This window comes from Erwinia sp. 9145 (assembly GCF_000745075.1).
GTDB lineage: Bacteria > Pseudomonadota > Gammaproteobacteria > Enterobacterales > Enterobacteriaceae > Erwinia > Erwinia oleae.
This window is the reverse complement of sequence record NZ_JQNE01000001.1, coordinates 1,149,809-1,164,760: the sequence shown is the minus strand read 5'-3', so window position 1 is coordinate 1,164,760 and position 14,952 is coordinate 1,149,809. Positions and strand designations below refer to the sequence as shown.

At 56.4% G+C, this 14,952-nt stretch carries 14 protein-coding genes, 3 tRNA genes and 3 other RNA genes; 9 read left to right on the top strand and 11 right to left on the bottom strand.

What is annotated here, in order from left to right; translation table 11 throughout:
* Window positions 1-72: 72 nt before the first annotated feature.
* Window positions 73-231, bottom strand: coding sequence for an AcrZ family multidrug efflux pump-associated protein (locus FA91_RS20420; RefSeq protein WP_034913490.1), 159 nt, complete (start codon window positions 229-231; stop codon window positions 73-75).
* 144 nt (window positions 232-375) lie between these two features.
* On the opposite strand from FA91_RS20420, the gene modE reads away from it, so the two are divergent.
* The 6 genes from modE to gpmA all read left to right on the top strand — a co-directional run bounded on the left by modE (window position 376) and on the right by gpmA (window position 7,050).
* Window positions 376-1,155, top strand: a complete 780-nt coding sequence (gene modE / locus FA91_RS05850; RefSeq protein ID WP_034913488.1) for a molybdenum-dependent transcriptional regulator — start codon at window positions 376-378, stop codon at window positions 1,153-1,155.
* A gap of 71 nt (window positions 1,156-1,226) precedes the next feature.
* On the top strand, window positions 1,227-2,696 hold the full coding sequence (gene modF / locus FA91_RS05845) for a molybdate ABC transporter ATP-binding protein ModF (RefSeq protein WP_034913487.1): 1,470 nt from the start codon (window positions 1,227-1,229) through the stop codon (window positions 2,694-2,696).
* A 242-nt stretch (window positions 2,697-2,938) separates the two neighbouring features.
* Window positions 2,939-3,985, top strand: coding sequence for a galactose-1-phosphate uridylyltransferase (galT, locus tag FA91_RS05840; RefSeq protein ID WP_034913485.1), 1,047 nt, complete (start codon window positions 2,939-2,941; stop codon window positions 3,983-3,985).
* Between the two features lie 2 nt (window positions 3,986-3,987).
* Window positions 3,988-5,136, top strand: a complete 1,149-nt coding sequence (gene galK / locus FA91_RS05835) for a galactokinase (RefSeq protein WP_034913483.1) — start codon at window positions 3,988-3,990, stop codon at window positions 5,134-5,136.
* Window positions 5,130-6,161: a galactose-1-epimerase gene (gene galM / locus FA91_RS05830; protein WP_034913480.1), complete on the top strand. Its 1,032-nt coding sequence runs from the start codon at window positions 5,130-5,132 to the stop codon at window positions 6,159-6,161. Before galK ends, galM begins: the two co-directional genes overlap by 7 nt.
* 136 nt (window positions 6,162-6,297) lie before the next feature.
* The gene (gene gpmA, locus FA91_RS05825; RefSeq protein WP_034913478.1) at window positions 6,298-7,050 is read left to right on the top strand and encodes a 2,3-diphosphoglycerate-dependent phosphoglycerate mutase; all 753 of its coding nucleotides are present in this window, start codon (window positions 6,298-6,300) and stop codon (window positions 7,048-7,050) included.
* 45 nt (window positions 7,051-7,095) lie between these two features.
* Here gpmA and aroG read toward each other — a convergent pair whose 3' ends face one another.
* Complete coding sequence (aroG, locus tag FA91_RS05820) at window positions 7,096-8,148, bottom strand: 3-deoxy-7-phosphoheptulonate synthase AroG (RefSeq protein WP_034913475.1); 1,053 nt, start codon at window positions 8,146-8,148, stop codon at window positions 7,096-7,098.
* 280 nt (window positions 8,149-8,428) lie between these two features.
* On the opposite strand from aroG, the gene FA91_RS05815 reads away from it, so the two are divergent.
* Together FA91_RS05815 and zitB are read left to right on the top strand one after the other, a co-directional pair.
* Window positions 8,429-8,788, top strand: a complete 360-nt coding sequence (locus FA91_RS05815) for a YbgS-like family protein (RefSeq protein ID WP_034913473.1) — start codon at window positions 8,429-8,431, stop codon at window positions 8,786-8,788.
* A 152-nt stretch (window positions 8,789-8,940) separates the two neighbouring features.
* Window positions 8,941-9,870: a CDF family zinc transporter ZitB gene (gene zitB, locus FA91_RS05810; protein ID WP_034913470.1), complete on the top strand. Its 930-nt coding sequence runs from the start codon at window positions 8,941-8,943 to the stop codon at window positions 9,868-9,870.
* On the opposite strand, the gene pnuC is transcribed toward zitB, so the two are convergent.
* From pnuC to FA91_RS05795, 3 genes are all read right to left on the bottom strand, one after another.
* Window positions 9,867-10,589 (bottom strand): nicotinamide riboside transporter PnuC, encoded by a 723-nt coding sequence (gene pnuC / locus FA91_RS05805; protein ID WP_034913469.1) that lies wholly within the window; start codon window positions 10,587-10,589, stop codon window positions 9,867-9,869. The genes zitB and pnuC overlap by 4 nt on opposite strands.
* A gap of 10 nt (window positions 10,590-10,599) precedes the next feature.
* On the bottom strand, window positions 10,600-11,646 hold the full coding sequence (nadA, locus tag FA91_RS05800; protein WP_034913466.1) for a quinolinate synthase NadA: 1,047 nt from the start codon (window positions 11,644-11,646) through the stop codon (window positions 10,600-10,602).
* 136 nt (window positions 11,647-11,782) lie between these two features.
* Window positions 11,783-12,292, bottom strand: a complete 510-nt coding sequence (locus FA91_RS05795) for a methylated-DNA--[protein]-cysteine S-methyltransferase (RefSeq protein ID WP_034913464.1) — start codon at window positions 12,290-12,292, stop codon at window positions 11,783-11,785.
* 180 nt (window positions 12,293-12,472) lie between these two features.
* Between FA91_RS05795 and FA91_RS05790 the strand changes: the two genes are divergently transcribed.
* The gene (locus FA91_RS05790; protein ID WP_034913462.1) at window positions 12,473-13,927 is read left to right on the top strand and encodes a DNA-3-methyladenine glycosylase 2; all 1,455 of its coding nucleotides are present in this window, start codon (window positions 12,473-12,475) and stop codon (window positions 13,925-13,927) included.
* A 213-nt stretch (window positions 13,928-14,140) separates the two neighbouring features.
* On the opposite strand, the gene FA91_RS20415 is transcribed toward FA91_RS05790, so the two are convergent.
* The 6 genes from FA91_RS20415 to FA91_RS05775 all read right to left on the bottom strand — a co-directional run bounded on the left by FA91_RS20415 (window position 14,141) and on the right by FA91_RS05775 (window position 14,846).
* Window positions 14,141-14,266, bottom strand: a non-coding RNA gene (locus tag FA91_RS20415) — RtT sRNA.
* Between the two features lie 30 nt (window positions 14,267-14,296).
* Window positions 14,297-14,372, bottom strand: a tRNA-Lys gene (locus FA91_RS05785).
* Between the two features lie 24 nt (window positions 14,373-14,396).
* Window positions 14,397-14,521: non-coding RNA, RtT sRNA (locus FA91_RS20410), on the bottom strand.
* Window positions 14,522-14,534: 13 nt separating this feature from the next.
* Window positions 14,535-14,610 (bottom strand) — tRNA-Lys (locus FA91_RS05780).
* A 22-nt stretch (window positions 14,611-14,632) separates the two neighbouring features.
* A non-coding RNA gene (locus FA91_RS20405) (RtT sRNA) lies at window positions 14,633-14,757 on the bottom strand.
* 13 nt (window positions 14,758-14,770) lie between these two features.
* Window positions 14,771-14,846, bottom strand: a tRNA-Lys gene (locus tag FA91_RS05775).
* Window positions 14,847-14,952 lie beyond the last annotated feature (106 nt).

Genomic DNA, 14,952 nt, shown 5'->3' with positions numbered 1-14,952 from the left:
CAGAGGAAGAGCGGGAAGGTTGAGGAAGCGCAAAAAAACGCACGCCCGGCGGGGCGGGCGTGAGTGAAGAGATTACTGACGATTTTTCGCCGGGGCGCCGTCATCACGATGACCAATTTTCGAAATGATGTTGAACACTTCGCCAAGGCCGTAAATCAGGCCAAGGATGATTGCCATGACCACCGGCACCATCAGAATGGCAACAGCCAGACCTTTCAATAATTCCAGCATTGTAGCCTCCGTTGCTGAACAAAAAGTTATTGTAACCACGCCAAAAAAAAGTGCACTGACCTTTTGTGCGCTTTACCTGTTTTTACGCCTGCGGCGCGCAAAGGTGTACACTTTGCGCATTAAGACGTTGCACGAGGAACAACCATGCAGGCCGAACTCTCTTTGATCCTGAAATCGCAACAGCGTCTGTTTGCCGATCCGCGCCGGATAGCGCTGTTGAAACAGATTCAGCTCACCGGGTCGATCAGCCAGGGCGCAAAGCAGGCTGGCGTCAGCTATAAAAGCGCCTGGGATGCGATTAACGAAATGAACACGCTGGCCGATCGGACGCTGGTTGAGCGGGCGACCGGCGGCAAAGGCGGTGGCGGCGCGCTGCTCACGCCGTATGGCGAAAGGCTGCTTCAGCTCTATGCGTTAATGGAGCAGATCCAGCAGCGCGCCTTTGACGTGCTTCAGGATGACGTTCCGCCTGGCAGCCTGCTGGGCGCGATTGCACGCTTTTCGTTGCAGACCAGCGCGCGTAACCAGCTGTTCGGCAGCGTGGTGGAGCGTGATGCGCGCGCCGTACAGCAGCATGTTGAAATCCTGCTGGCCGATGGCGCAACCCGCATTACCGCCGCGCTGACCGAACGCAGCGCCAATCGCCTGGCGCTGGACAGCGGCAAAGAGGTGCTGGTGTTGATCAAGGCGCCATGGATTGACATCACCTGCGCGTCCTCTGACGCAGACAATCAGCTCAGCGGCATTGTCAGCCATCTTGAAACGGGCGAGGAGCAGAGCGAAGTGCTGGTCACCCTGCCCGGCGGCGAAACGCTCTGCGCCACCCTGGCTAACCAACGGGTTACCGAGCAAAAACTGCGGCCGGGGCTGGAGGTTATTGCGCATTTCGATGCCGATCGGGTGATTATCGCCACGCTACTCTGACCAGGCGCGCGTTGACATCGCCAGCGTGTGGGGCTATTAGTGAAAGAACAATGCATAAAATGGAATGAATCATGACAACGTTGCATATTTCGCAAGGCATATTTCATCTTAGCGCAACCCGCACGCTGACGCTGGATGCGCTGACGCTTAACGGTGGCGAAAGCTGGGCCTTCGTCGGCGCGAACGGCAGCGGCAAATCGTCGCTCGCCAGGGCGCTGGCGGGCGAACTGCCGCCCGCTAAAGGCAGCTTTTCCAGCACGTTCCTCCGCCCGGCGCGCCTGTCGCTGGAGCAGTTGCAAAAGCTGGTCTCCGACGAATGGCAGCGCAATAACACCGACCTGCTCAGTCCCGGCGAAGAAGACACCGGCCGCACCGCGGCGGAGATCATTCAGGATGAGGTAAAAAACGCGGCGCGCTGCGCAGAGCTGGCCGAATTGTTCGGCATCACGCCGCTGCTGACGCGCCGCTTTAAATATCTCTCGACCGGCGAAACGCGTAAAACGCTGCTGTGCCAGGCACTGATGTCCGAACCGGATCTGCTCATTCTTGATGAACCTTTTGACGGCCTGGACGTGGCGTCACGTAAAAATCTGGCCGACGTGCTGCATCAGCTTAACCGGCGCGGTTATACGATTGCCCTGGTGCTGAATCGCTTTGACGATATCCCTGATTTTATTGAAAAAGTGGGCGTACTGGCGGAGTGCACGCTGACGCACGTTGGCGCACGCGATGCGATTATGGCGGAAGCGCTGGTCGCACAGCTGGCGCACAGCGAGACGCTGGCAGGCATGACGCTGCCGGAGGCGGACGATACCGCAGGCAGAACGAAACCTGCTGCCGACGCGCCGCTTATCACGCTGCGCGACGGCGTGGTCTCCTATAACGATCGCCCGATTCTGAATCACCTGAGCTGGGAAGTGAAACCCGGCGAGCACTGGCAGATCGTCGGGCCGAACGGCGCTGGCAAATCCACCTTGCTCAGCCTGGTCACCGGCGACCATCCGCAAGGCTACAGCAACGATCTGACGCTGTTTGGCCGCCGTCGCGGCAGCGGCGAAACCATCTGGGACATCAAGCAGCATATCGGCTACGTCAGCAGCAGCCTGCATCTGGATTACCGCGTCAGCAGCAGCGTACGCAACGTGATCCTTTCCGGCTACTTTGACTCGATCGGCATTTATCAGGCGGTGTCTGACCGCCAGCATTTTCTTGCTGCGCAGTGGCTGCACCTTCTGGGTATGGCGCAGGCAGGCGACGCCCCTTTCCACGGTCTGTCATGGGGACAGCAGCGTCTGGTGCTGATTGCCCGCGCGCTGGTGAAGCACCCTGCCCTGCTGATCCTCGATGAGCCGCTGCAAGGGTTAGATCCGATCAACCGACAGCTGATCCGCCGCTTTATCGACGTGCTGATTGGCGAGGGTGAAACGCAGCTGCTTTTTGTTTCGCACCATGCGGAAGATGCGCCGCAGTGTATCACCCACCGTCTGAGCTTTGTACCTGATGGCGAAAGCTATCGTTATCAGCAGGATACGCTGCGTTAAAAGGCTTCCCTCTCTGTTGAGCGGCGCGGTAACCGCTGCGCCGCTCCCATAATGTAACCGCTACCAATTTTCGCTGACCTGGCTAGTCTCTCTATGGATTATTTTGCCACTAACCCTGTAGGTTAGGAATTATCAGCTTGTGTAAACGATTCCATTTATCCAGACTCGATCACGATTTCATTTTTCGCGCTGTGCTACTTTTTAGTAGCAACGCCGTATAAAAAAAGTTACCAGGACTCAACATGCAGACATTCAATCCGGTCGATCACCCGCATCGCCGTTACAACCCGCTGGCCGACCAGTGGATTTTGGTTTCTCCACATCGCGCGAAGCGTCCGTGGCAGGGCGCCCAGGAAACGCCTTCACAGGCGACGCTGCCTGCGCACGATCCGGACTGCTTTTTATGCCCCGGCAACGTCCGCGCAACCGGCGACAAAAACCCGGATTACACCGGCACCTGGGTGTTCACCAATGATTATGCTGCGCTGATGACGGATACGCCGGATGCGCCAGAGAGCGACGACCTGCTGATGCGCTGTGAAAGCGCGCGCGGCACCAGTCGCGTTATCTGCTTCTCGCCCGATCACAGCAAAACCCTGCCGGAGCTTCCCGTTAGCGGTATCGAACAGGTGGTCAAAACCTGGCAGGAACAGACCGCCGATTTGGGACAACACTATCCCTGGGTGCAGGTATTTGAAAACAAAGGCGCGGCGATGGGCTGTTCCAACCCGCATCCGCACGGTCAGATTTGGGCAAACAGCTTTCTGCCGAACGAAGCCAAACGCGAAGACGATTTGCAGCGCGCGTATTTCACGCAGCACGGCTCACCGATGCTGGTGGACTATACCAGGCGCGAGCTGAACGATGGCAGCCGTACGGTGGTGGAAACCGAACACTGGCTGGCCGTGGTGCCATGGTGGGCGGCATGGCCGTTCGAAACGCTGCTGCTGCCGAAGGCGCACATTAAGCGCATCGTCGATGTGACCGACGCACAGCGACAGGATCTGGCGCTGGCGCTTAAAAAGCTCACCAGCCGCTACGACAACCTGTTCCAGTGCTCTTTCCCCTACTCGATGGGCTGGCACGGCGCGCCGTTTAACGGTGAGAGCAACGATCACTGGCAGCTTCATGCGCATTTTTATCCGCCGCTGCTACGCTCCGCCACGGTGCGCAAATTTATGGTCGGTTACGAGATGCTGGCGGAAACCCAGCGCGATTTAACGGCGGAGCAGGCGGCCGAACGCCTGCGTGCCGTCAATGATATTCATTTCCGCGAGACGGGAGCATAACAATGACTTTAAAGACCTCTACCCATCAGATTTTCAAAGACACCTTCGGCTACGACGCCGACCACACCATTCAGGCGCCGGGCCGCGTCAACCTGATCGGTGAACACACTGACTACAACGACGGTTTCGTGCTGCCCTGCGCCATCGACTATCAGACGGTGATCGCCTGTGCGAAACGTGACGATCGTACGGTGCGGGTGATTGCCGCCGACTATGACAATCAGCAGGACAGTTTCTCACTGGATGAGCCGATTCTGACTCATCAGGATCAGATGTGGTCGAACTACGTGCGCGGCGTGGTAAAACATCTGCAACAGCGTAATAAAGACTTTGACGGCGTGGATATGGTGATCGCCGGCGACGTGCCGCAGGGCGCGGGCCTCAGCTCCTCCGCTTCGCTGGAAGTAGCGGTCGGCACCGTGTTTCAGCAGCTTTACCATCTGCCGCTGGACGGTGCCGAGATCGCGGTTAACGGGCAGGAAGCGGAAAACCAGTTTGTCGGCTGTAACTGCGGCATCATGGATCAGCTGATCTCCTCACTGGGTAAAAAAGATCACGCGATGCTGCTTGACTGCCGCACGCTGGGGACGCGTCCGGTGCCAATGCCGAAAGATGTCGCGGTGGTGATTATCAACTCCAACTTCCGCCGCAACCTGGTGGGCAGCGAATACAACACGCGCCGCCAGCAGTGCGAAACCGGCGCGCGCTTCTTCACCCGGCCTTCACTGCGTGACGTCGAACTGAGCCAGTTCAAGGCCGTTGAGCATGAACTGGATCCGGTGGTCGCGAAGCGCGTTCGCCATGTCCTGACCGAAAACGCCCGTACGCTGGAGGCGGCAGATGCGCTGGCGAAAGGCGATCTGGCGCGTATGGGCGAGTTAATGGCTGACTCTCATGCATCAATGCGCGACGATTTTGAAATCACCGTTCCCCCTATCGATACGCTGGTGGAGATTGTGAAAAACACCATTGGCGATCGCGGCGGCGTGCGCATGACCGGCGGCGGTTTTGGCGGCTGCGTGGTGGCGCTGGTGCCGCAGGCGCTGGTGGAAGAGGTGCGCTCGGCGGTTGCGGATCGGTATGAAGCCAAATCAGGCATTAAAGAGACGTTTTACGTCTGTAAAGCCTCTGAAGGAGCGGGCCAATGCTGACCGGAACTGAGGCGCTGGCGCCCGACGGCCAGCCGTGGCGTATAACCACCTTGCGCAATGCCGCAGGCATGGTCGTCAGCCTGATGGACTGGGGCGCAACCTGGCTCTCGGCGCGGGTGCCGATGAAAGACGGAACGGTGCGTGAAGCGCTGCTCGGCTGCGCCACGCCGTCCGATTACCTGCATCAGACCGCCTATCTGGGGGCGACGGTGGGACGTTACGCTAACCGCATCGCTCAGGCGCGCCTCAGCGTCAACGGCGCGACCATCCAGCTTGCGGCCAATCAGGGCGAACATCAACTGCATGGCGGCCCGGAAGGGTTTAACGCACGTCGCTGGCAAATTCTCAGCCAGTCGGCGCAAAACGTAGTGTATCAGCTTGATTCTCCGGCTGGCGACCAGGGCTTTCCCGGCCGCCTGCTGGCGACGGTGACTTACAGCCTGACGGAGGACAACACGCTCTCCATCGCTTACCACGCCACGGTCGATGAAGCCTGCCCGGTAAACCTGACTAACCATGCTTATTTCAACCTGGACGCAGAGCATGGCGATGCGCGTCAGCACACGCTTCGGCTCAATGCCGACCGCTATCTGCCCGTTGACAGCGATGGCATTCCCGGTGCCGCGTTAAAATCCGTGGCAAACACCAGTTTTGACTTCCGCCAGCCGAAACGCGTGGCGCAGGATTTCCTTCAGGACGACGATCAGCGCGCGGTGAAGGGGTACGATCACGCCTTTCTGCTCAGCAGCCGCGAGCAGCCTGCCGCTGAGCTCTACTCTGCCGATGGCAGGCTGAAGCTGACCGTCTTTACCGAGGCGCCTGCCCTTCAGTTTTATAGCGGCAACTACCTGGCCGGAACGCCCGCCCGTGAACAGGGCGTCTATACTGCTTTTCAGGGCATCGCGCTGGAGAGTGAGTTTCTGCCCGACTCGCCTAACCATCCCGAATGGCCGCAGCCGACCTGCTGGCTGGCTCCGGGTGAATCGTTTCAGTCGGTGACGCGCTATTGCCTGACGGCAGTTTGATTAAGCGCATGAAAAACGCGCGTCGCGTATGTTTCAGACTTACACGACGCGAAGAATTCGGCTATGGTAGTGCCCTGAACTGCGACGGCAGTTTCCCACTATCACAGACACGTCAAGATTATTAAGGAGTTAAGCTATGGCTGTAACGAAGCTGGTTCTGGTACGTCACGGCGAAAGCCAGTGGAATAACGAAAACCGCTTTACCGGATGGTATGATGTGGATCTGTCCGACAAGGGCCGTACCGAAGCGAAAGCAGCAGGTCAACTGCTGAAAAAAGAAGGCTTTACCTTCGACTTCGCTTATACCTCCGTGCTGAAACGTGCGATCCATACCCTGTGGAACATTCTTGATGAAGTTGATCAGGCATGGCTGCCGGTTGAGAAATCATGGCGTCTGAACGAGCGTCACTACGGCGCCCTTCAGGGTCTGGATAAAGCGGAAACCGCACAGAAATATGGCGACGATCAGGTAAAACAGTGGCGCCGCGGCTTCGCCGTTACGCCGCCGGAACTGGATCGCGCCGACGAACGTTTTCCTGGTCACGATCCGCGCTACGCCGCGCTGACCGCTGAGCAGTTGCCAACCACCGAAAGCCTGGCGCTGACCATCGATCGCGTGCTGCCCTACTGGAATGAATCCATTCTTCCGCGCATGAAAAAAGGCGAGAAAGTGATCATCGCTGCGCACGGTAACTCACTGCGCGCGCTGGTTAAATATCTCGACAACATGAGCGAAGAAGAGATTCTTGAGCTGAATATCCCAACCGGCGTGCCGCTGGTGTATGAGTTCGACGAAAACTTCAAGCCGGTAAAACATTACTACCTGGGCGATGCCGACGAAATCGCAGCGAAAGCCGCTGCCGTCGCCAACCAGGGTAAAGCGAAGTAAAAAAATCCGCCGAAAGGCGGATTTTTACTTTCCGGCGCGCGATTGTCAGCCGCGACGCGCCTGCACCGCCTGCGCCAGTTGGCGAAGCACCTTCTCGGTATCCTCCCAGCCAATACAGGCGTCGGTAACGCTTTTACCGTAAACCAGCGGTTCGCCGCTTTCAAGGCTCTGGTTACCTTCCACCAGATGGCTTTCGATCATCACGCCGATGATCGATTTATCGCCACGCGCAATCTGCTGTGCGACGTCTTCTGCCACCACCATTTGCTTCTTAAACTGCTTGCTGCTGTTAGCATGGCTGAAGTCGATCATGATTTGCGCTTCAAGGCCCGCCTTCTCCAGCCCCTCTTTTACCGCGCTGACATGCTCTGCGCTGTAGTTTGGCTCTTTGCCGCCGCGCAGGATGATGTGGCAATCGCCGTTACCGCTGGTTTCAACGATGGCGGAATGGCCATATTTGGTCACCGATAGGAAGCAGTGCGGCGCGCTGGCGGCATTGATGGCATCAATCGCCACTTTAATCGTGCCGTCGGTGCCGTTTTTAAATCCAACCGGGCAGGACAGGCCGGAAGAGAGCTCACGGTGCACCTGCGACTCGGTAGTCCGCGCGCCGATGGCGCCCCAACTCATCAGGTCGGCAAGATACTGCGGCGTGATCATGTCCAGAAATTCACCAGCGGTCGGCATGCCGGTATCATTGATCTCCAGCAGTAGCTTACGGGCAATACGCAGTCCGTCGTTGATCTGGAAGCTGCCGTCCATCATCGGATCGTTAATCAGGCCTTTCCAGCCGACGGTGGTGCGCGGCTTTTCAAAATAGACACGCATCACGATTTCCAGCGAGTCGCTTAGCGCTTCACGCAGCGCCATCAGACGTGCGGCGTACTCGCTTGCCGCCTTGATGTCATGAATAGAACAAGGCCCGATAACCACCAACAAACGGTCATCACTTTTATTGAGAATATGATGAATAGCCTGGCGGGCATCGGAAACGGTTTTTGCTGCCGTTTCCGTGGCAGGATATTTTTCAAGCAGGGCAACAGGCGGGAGAAGTTCCTTTATCTCTTTGATTCTTAAGTCATCATTCTGATAATTCATAATTATTCCAGTCGTTTCAAAGCCAAACTGCACACCAGGCGCATCCCGTCTAATTTATCGTGTGCCTTCTGTGCTGTAAATCAGCTTCAGATAAACAGTAACAATCGCATTTGCTGTTTTTGCATTCTTTACTACACTTAAACAGGTAAACGATTAGAAAAAACGCATAAAGATCACGAACTTTCAGCACTGTGAACGCCATGCGTTAGTTTTTAATTACGGTGTTTCATATCTACTCTGGCCAATTGGTTAGCCCCTGTTCAAATATTAACGGAGCATAATGATGAATAAGTTTGCAATCGTATTTCTTACAGCAGCGATGACTTTAGGTAGCGGTGCGGCCATGGCTGCGGACAGCGGTGACAGCAACGGCACCTCTAATCAGGCGGCTGATGCCGGTGCAGTATCAGGCGGTGCTAAGCAGAATTTGCCACCAAACAACGTTGATAACAGCAAAATCAACAACAGTGGCACTTCCAACACCACGACCAAGAGCACCCATAAAACAATGAAGCATCATAAAAAAATGACTGCTAACGAAATCGATCAGAATACACAGTGTAAAGACGGCAAGTGTCCAAACGTTAACAAAAAAGTTGGCGCGGATGCAGACACCAAAACCGACGGCACCACGAATTAATTGTCGGCACGTTAAAAAAGGAGAGCCTGGCTCTCCTTTTTGCTTTGCACGCCTGCTTTTCTCTGCATGCATTTCCCCGCCTCACAACATAGCCGCTGTCATCATTTTCTTGTTAAGATAACCAGGCCTTTTTTACCTCCAACCGGACTTCTATGGCGCACGCTCATACCCATTCAGAGACGAACAGTAATCGCAATCGCCTGCTGGCGGCCTTTTTAGTGACCGCCGTGTTTATGGTTGCCGAAGTGGCTGGCGGACTCCTTTCCGGCTCGCTTGCGCTGCTGGCCGATGCAGGACACATGCTGACCGACGCCGCCGCACTGCTGATGGCGCTTCTGGCGGTACAGCTGGCCCGACGCAAGCCCAATGCGCGGCACACTTTCGGCCTGCTACGGCTGACCACGCTGGCCGCGTTCGTCAACGCGATAGCGCTGCTGGTGATTACGGTGTTGATCGTATGGGAAGCCATTCAGCGTTTCATTCATCCGCATCCGGTGGAGGGCGGATTTATGTTAGGTATCGCGATCGCCGGGCTGCTGGCGAATCTGCTCTCTTTCTGGCTGCTGCATCGCGGCAGCGAAGAGAAAAACCTCAACGTTCGCGCGGCAGCGCTGCACGTTCTCGGCGATCTGCTCGGTTCGGTGGGTGCGATCGCCGCCGCGTTGATTATTATGTTTACCGGCTGGACGCCCGTCGATCCGATTTTATCGATTCTGGTTTCGCTACTGGTGGTGCGTAGCGCGTGGGCACTAATGAAGGAGAGTGTTCATGAGCTGCTGGAAGGCGCGCCGGGCAGTATGGACGTTGAGAAACTGAAAAAAATGCTGACGCGCAATATCCCTGAAGTACGTAACGTGCATCACATTCATCTGTGGCTGGTCGGTGAAAAACCTGTGATGACGCTGCATGTACAGGTCATTCCGCCTTACGATCACGATGCGCTGCTGCACCGTATCCACGATTATCTGCACGAAAACTATCAGATTGAACACGCTACCGTGCAGATGGAGTATCAGCAGTGTGAGGCGAACCTGTGTGGGCTGACGACGGGAACATTGACACATTCCCATCATCATCACTAAGTTCTTTCCAGCGCGCGTGAGCCGTGCTCGTGCGCGCTTTTGATCCACATCCTTGAGCCGTTCAGCGCAATCACCGTCAGAATGACGTACTCCAGCGACATTGCGTAGACCCCCTGTCGGGCAAAAATCATCACGCTGATAACGTTGATCACCACCCAAAGCAGCCAGTTTTCGACGAATTTACGCGTCATCAAAATCATCGCCACTATCGACAACACCATCAGGCACGAATCCCAGAAGGGGAAAGCGTCCGGCTGGAGTTCAGGCATCGTTGCGCGCAGCCCCAGCGCATGCATCAGCGCCACCGCCGTGCGGGTCAGCCAGGCAAAAACCGGATTGATGTAGTGCGTCATCAGAGCAATCGACACCGCAGAAACAGCCAGCCACGCCAGCGCTTTTGGCAGACTCATCCAGCGAATTTTCAGCGCGACCTGATTGTCTGCGGTTTGCCTGCTCCAGGCATACCAGCCGTAAATATTCGCCACAAAGAAAAACACCTGGAGCAGCAGGCTGGCATAAAGCTGTATCTGAAAGAAAATAATCGCGAACAGAGTGACGTTGACCAGCCCGAACGCATAGTTAACAATCTTCTCCAGGCTGGCGAGCCAGATACAGAGCAGCCCCGCCAGCGTGCCGACGGCTTCAATCCATGAGAGATCGTAACCGCCTGCGCCCAGCGGAATGTGAACCAGTATGTTTTGCGTGCTGAAAAAATCCATAACCGCCCTTTTATCCTTTTAAACGTGCAGCAAAGGTTAGCATACGATCCAACGGTATCAACGCGCCTTCACGCAGTGCCGCATCAACAATAATCTCGTGCTGTTTTCCGCCCTGCTCCAGACCTTCCGCTATCGCTTTGAGGCCGTTCATTGCCATCCACGGACAATGCGCACAGCTGCGGCAGGTGGCGCCCTCGCCGGCGGTGGGCGCTTCCAACAGCTCTTTTTCCGGGCAGGCCTGCTGCATTTTATAAAAAATGCCGCGATCGGTCGCCACGATAAGCTTCTTATGAGGCAGCGTTCTTGCAGCCTGAATCAGCTGGCTGGTGGAACCCACCGCATCGGCCAGTTCGACGATCGCCTGCGGCGATTCAGGATGAACCAGCACGGCCGCGTCGGGAAACAGCGTTTTCATTCGCCGCAGCGCCTGCGTTTTAAATTCATCGTGAACGATGCAGGCGCTTTGCCAGCAGAGAATATCGGCGCCGGTCTGGCGGGCAACATACTGTCCCAGGTGGCGATCCGGCGCCCAGATGATTTTTTCGCCCTGGCTGTCCAGATGTTCAATCAGTTCGACTGCAATACTTGAGGTCACCACCCAGTCTGCGCGTGCTTTTACCGCCGCCGAGGTGTTGGCGTACACCACCACGGTTCTGTCGGGATGCGCATCGCAGAAACGGGAAAATTCATCAATCGGGCAGCCAAGATCGAGCGAGCATTCAGCGTGCAGCGTCGGCATCAGAATGGTTTTTTCCGGACTGAGGATTTTGGCGGTTTCGCCCATAAATCGCACGCCAGCGACCAGCAGGGTCGAGGCCGGATGCTGGCTTCCGAAGCGCGCCATTTCAAGCGAATCCGCCACGCAGCCGCCGGTTTCTTCCGCCAGCGACTGTATTTCAGGATCGGTATAGTAGTGCGCGACCATCACCGCATTACGCGCTTTTAATAAACGCTTAATTTTTTCCCGGTAATCGTTTTTTTCATCAGCCGAAAGCCGCGCGGGTTTTGGCGGAAAGGGATAAACAGCGGCATCGGCATTAAAGGACATCAGGCTCATCGCTCGGCTCACGTTTTCTCGACTTAACTCATTTGGCGGTGAAAACCTGCAATCGACGTTTCTGGCCGCAGGCTTGTTTTATATGCTAAACAAGATAGCGAAAACAACGCGCGATGTCGCTATTTTTTATTGGCAGTTAGCGAAGAATAAATGCTTTTTTTCCGTCCGTGTCCGCTTCGATTTTCAGCAGCAGCGCTTTGTTTTCCAGTCCACCGGCAAAACCGGTGAGTTTACCGTTTGAGCCGATTACGCGGTGACAGGGCGCAATAATAGAAATCGGGTTCTTACCGTTGGCGGCGCCCACCGCGCGCACCGCCGTCGGATGGCCGATTTCACGCGCAATTTGCGCATAGCTGCGGGTTTCGCCAAAGGGTATGCGTACCAGTGCCTGCCAGACCTTTTTTTGAAAGTCGGTGCCAACAAAATCCAGCGCCATGGTAAAGCGCGTGCGCTGCCCGGCAAAGTATTCATTTAACTGGCGCTCCGTCTCAAGCAGTACCGTATGCTGTGGATCCTCCTGCGGTGACATCTGGCGCACGCGCTGAGGGTTTTCATTTTCCCACAGCACAGCGGCCAGCCCGCGATCGCTGGCAATCAGCGTGAGGAGCCCGACGGGCGAAGGCATTGTTTTAAAGAAATAGTGCATGAGGTTTCTCCCTTTATCACGCTCTGTCGAACCGATAAAGCGTATTATCCGTAATCAAAGAGGCGGTGCCAGCCGTTTTCGGACATTGATATAAATAATTATATGGTGTCCGAAAACCGCCAGCACAGGTGACGGAATAGCGTTATTCTCCGGGAAAGACGACTGCATCTGAGGCCGAAAATGATTGATGAGACGATAGCCTGGCGTGCGCTGATCTCACGCGATGCGCGATTTGATGGCGTGTTTTATGTCGGCGTGACCTCAACTGGGATCTACTGTCGACCGGTTTGTCCGGTTAAGCCACCGCGTCCGGAGAACTGCCTTTTTTTCAGCTCCGCAGAGGCCGCCGAGAAGGCCGCCTTTCGCCCCTGCCTTCGTTGTCGTCCGGAACTGGCACCCGGCAATGCGCCGATGGAGCGCAGCCAGCGCATTGCCGATCGGCTGGTGCAGCGTTTTGAGGATGGGCTGAGCGACGACGCGGAAGGCCTGGATGAAATCGCCGCCCTGTTTGCGCTGAGTCCCCGTCAGCTGCGGCGTATCGTCCATAAAGAACTGGGCGTGTCACCACTGGCGCTGCGACAGACGCGCCGCCTGCTGCTTGCAAAGCAGTTGCTGACAGAAACCGATTTGCCGGTGACTGAAATCGCGCTGGCCAGCGGTTTCGCCAGTCTGCGACGGTTTAATGATGCCTTCAGTAAACATTACCGTATGCCGCCCGGTCGACTGCGTAAGCACATTCGTCAGTCACCCGATGCGCTGCTCAGCGGCGGGACGTCAACGCTGCTGATGAGCTATCGACCACCGTTCGACTGGCTCTCTCTGCTGGCTTTTCTACGGCTGCGTGCCATGAAGGGCGTGGAGAGTGTGGATGAAAGCAGCTATGCCCGTACCGTGCGTTCAGGCGCACATACCGGCTGGGTGCGCGTAACGCACGCGCCGGAGAAAAATGGTTTGCGCGTTGAATTCACCCATTCGCTGACCCCGGTGCTGCCCGCGCTGCTCAGGCGCTTGCGGAATCTCTTCGATCTTACCGCGCATCCCGATCGCATCATCGCCCATCTCAGTCAGGATCCGTTGCTCAGCGCGAGTGTGGAAAAGAGTCCCGGTTTACGCGTGCCGGGGGCATTTGATGGTTTCGAGATGGTGACCCGCGCCATTTTGGGCCAGCAGATCACGGTTAAAGCAGCGACGACGCTCGGCGGTCGTTTTGCCGAAGCCTTTGGCGAACCCATCGTCACGCCGTTCCCGGCCCTGTCTCATCTTGCACCGCAGCCGGAACGGGTTGCTGCCGCGAGTACGGATGCCATAGCCAGTCTTGGCATCATCAGCGCGCGGGCGAAAACCCTGATTGCCTGCGCAGAGGCATGCGTGGAGGGTTCTTTATCGCTGGACACGGCTGTTCACCCGGAAGAGATTATTGAGCGCTTAATCGCATTGCCGGGGATTGGCGCATGGACGGCAAAGTATATCGCCATGCGCGCGCTGCGCTGGCCTGACGCCTTCCCTGAAGGAGACGTGGTGATCAGAAAAAACCTTGGCGGCGTCACGGCAAAAGAAGCGGAAGCGCTGTCACAAGCCTGGCGCCCGTGGCGCAGCTATGCGGTGATGCATATCTGGAAAAATCTGGCGAAATGAAGGTTCGCGTCTTCCCTGAAAATGCTGGATCCTGAACATGTCATTGCGTCGCGGAAGGTTTTACTTTGTGTTCCACGTAAGGCGCGCCATCAGAGACCTGAAACGTTCGTTCAGGCAACGTTGTCTCACTGCGTTCGACCCGAACCTGCGGCAGGTTCGAACCCCGCCCGATTTTGCACAGCAAAAAGGCGCCTTTAGGGCGCCTTTCTACACTGGTGGGTCGTGCAGGATGACCCGGCTTCGCCCTTGCCCTTCGGGCCGTTGCCGGTGGCAACGTTGTCTCACTGCGTTCGACCCGAACCTGCGGCAGGTTCGAACCCCGCCCGATTTTGCACAGCAAAAAGGCGCCTTTAGGGCGCCTTTCTACACTGGTGGGTCGTGCAGGATTCGAACCTGCGACCAATTGATTAAAAGTCAACTGCTCTACCAACTGAGCTAACGACCCGCAAATATGCGGTGTACTGTAAAGTGGTGTGTCGTGCAGGATGACCAGGCTTCGCCTTGCCCTGCGGGCCGTTGCCTGCGGCAACGTTGTCTCACTGCGTTCGACCCGAACCTGCGGCAGGCTCGAACCCTGCACGCTCAACTTCTGTAACCGGCTTTAAAATGGTGGGTCGTGCAGGATTCGAACCTGCGACCAATTGATTAAAAGTCAACTGCTCTACCAACTGAGCTAACGACCCACAAATGTGGCGTACTTTAAAGGGGTGGGTCGTGCAGGATGAACCGGCTTGCGCCTCGCCCTCCGCGCTGCTGCCTTCGGCAGCATTGTCTCACTGCGTGAGACTCGACCTGCGGCAGGTTGAAACCCTGCACGCTTAACATCCGTTACTGGCTTTAAAGTGGTGGGTCGTGCAGGATTCGAACCTGCGACCAATTGATTAAAAGTCAACTGCTCTACCAACTGAGCTAACGACCCACTTTTGCGCTGTCAGGCTATCAACATATGTCCCGGCAACGGCGGCATATATTACTGATTTGACGATTCAGCGCAACCACTATTTTCAGATAAACCATTCAACTGC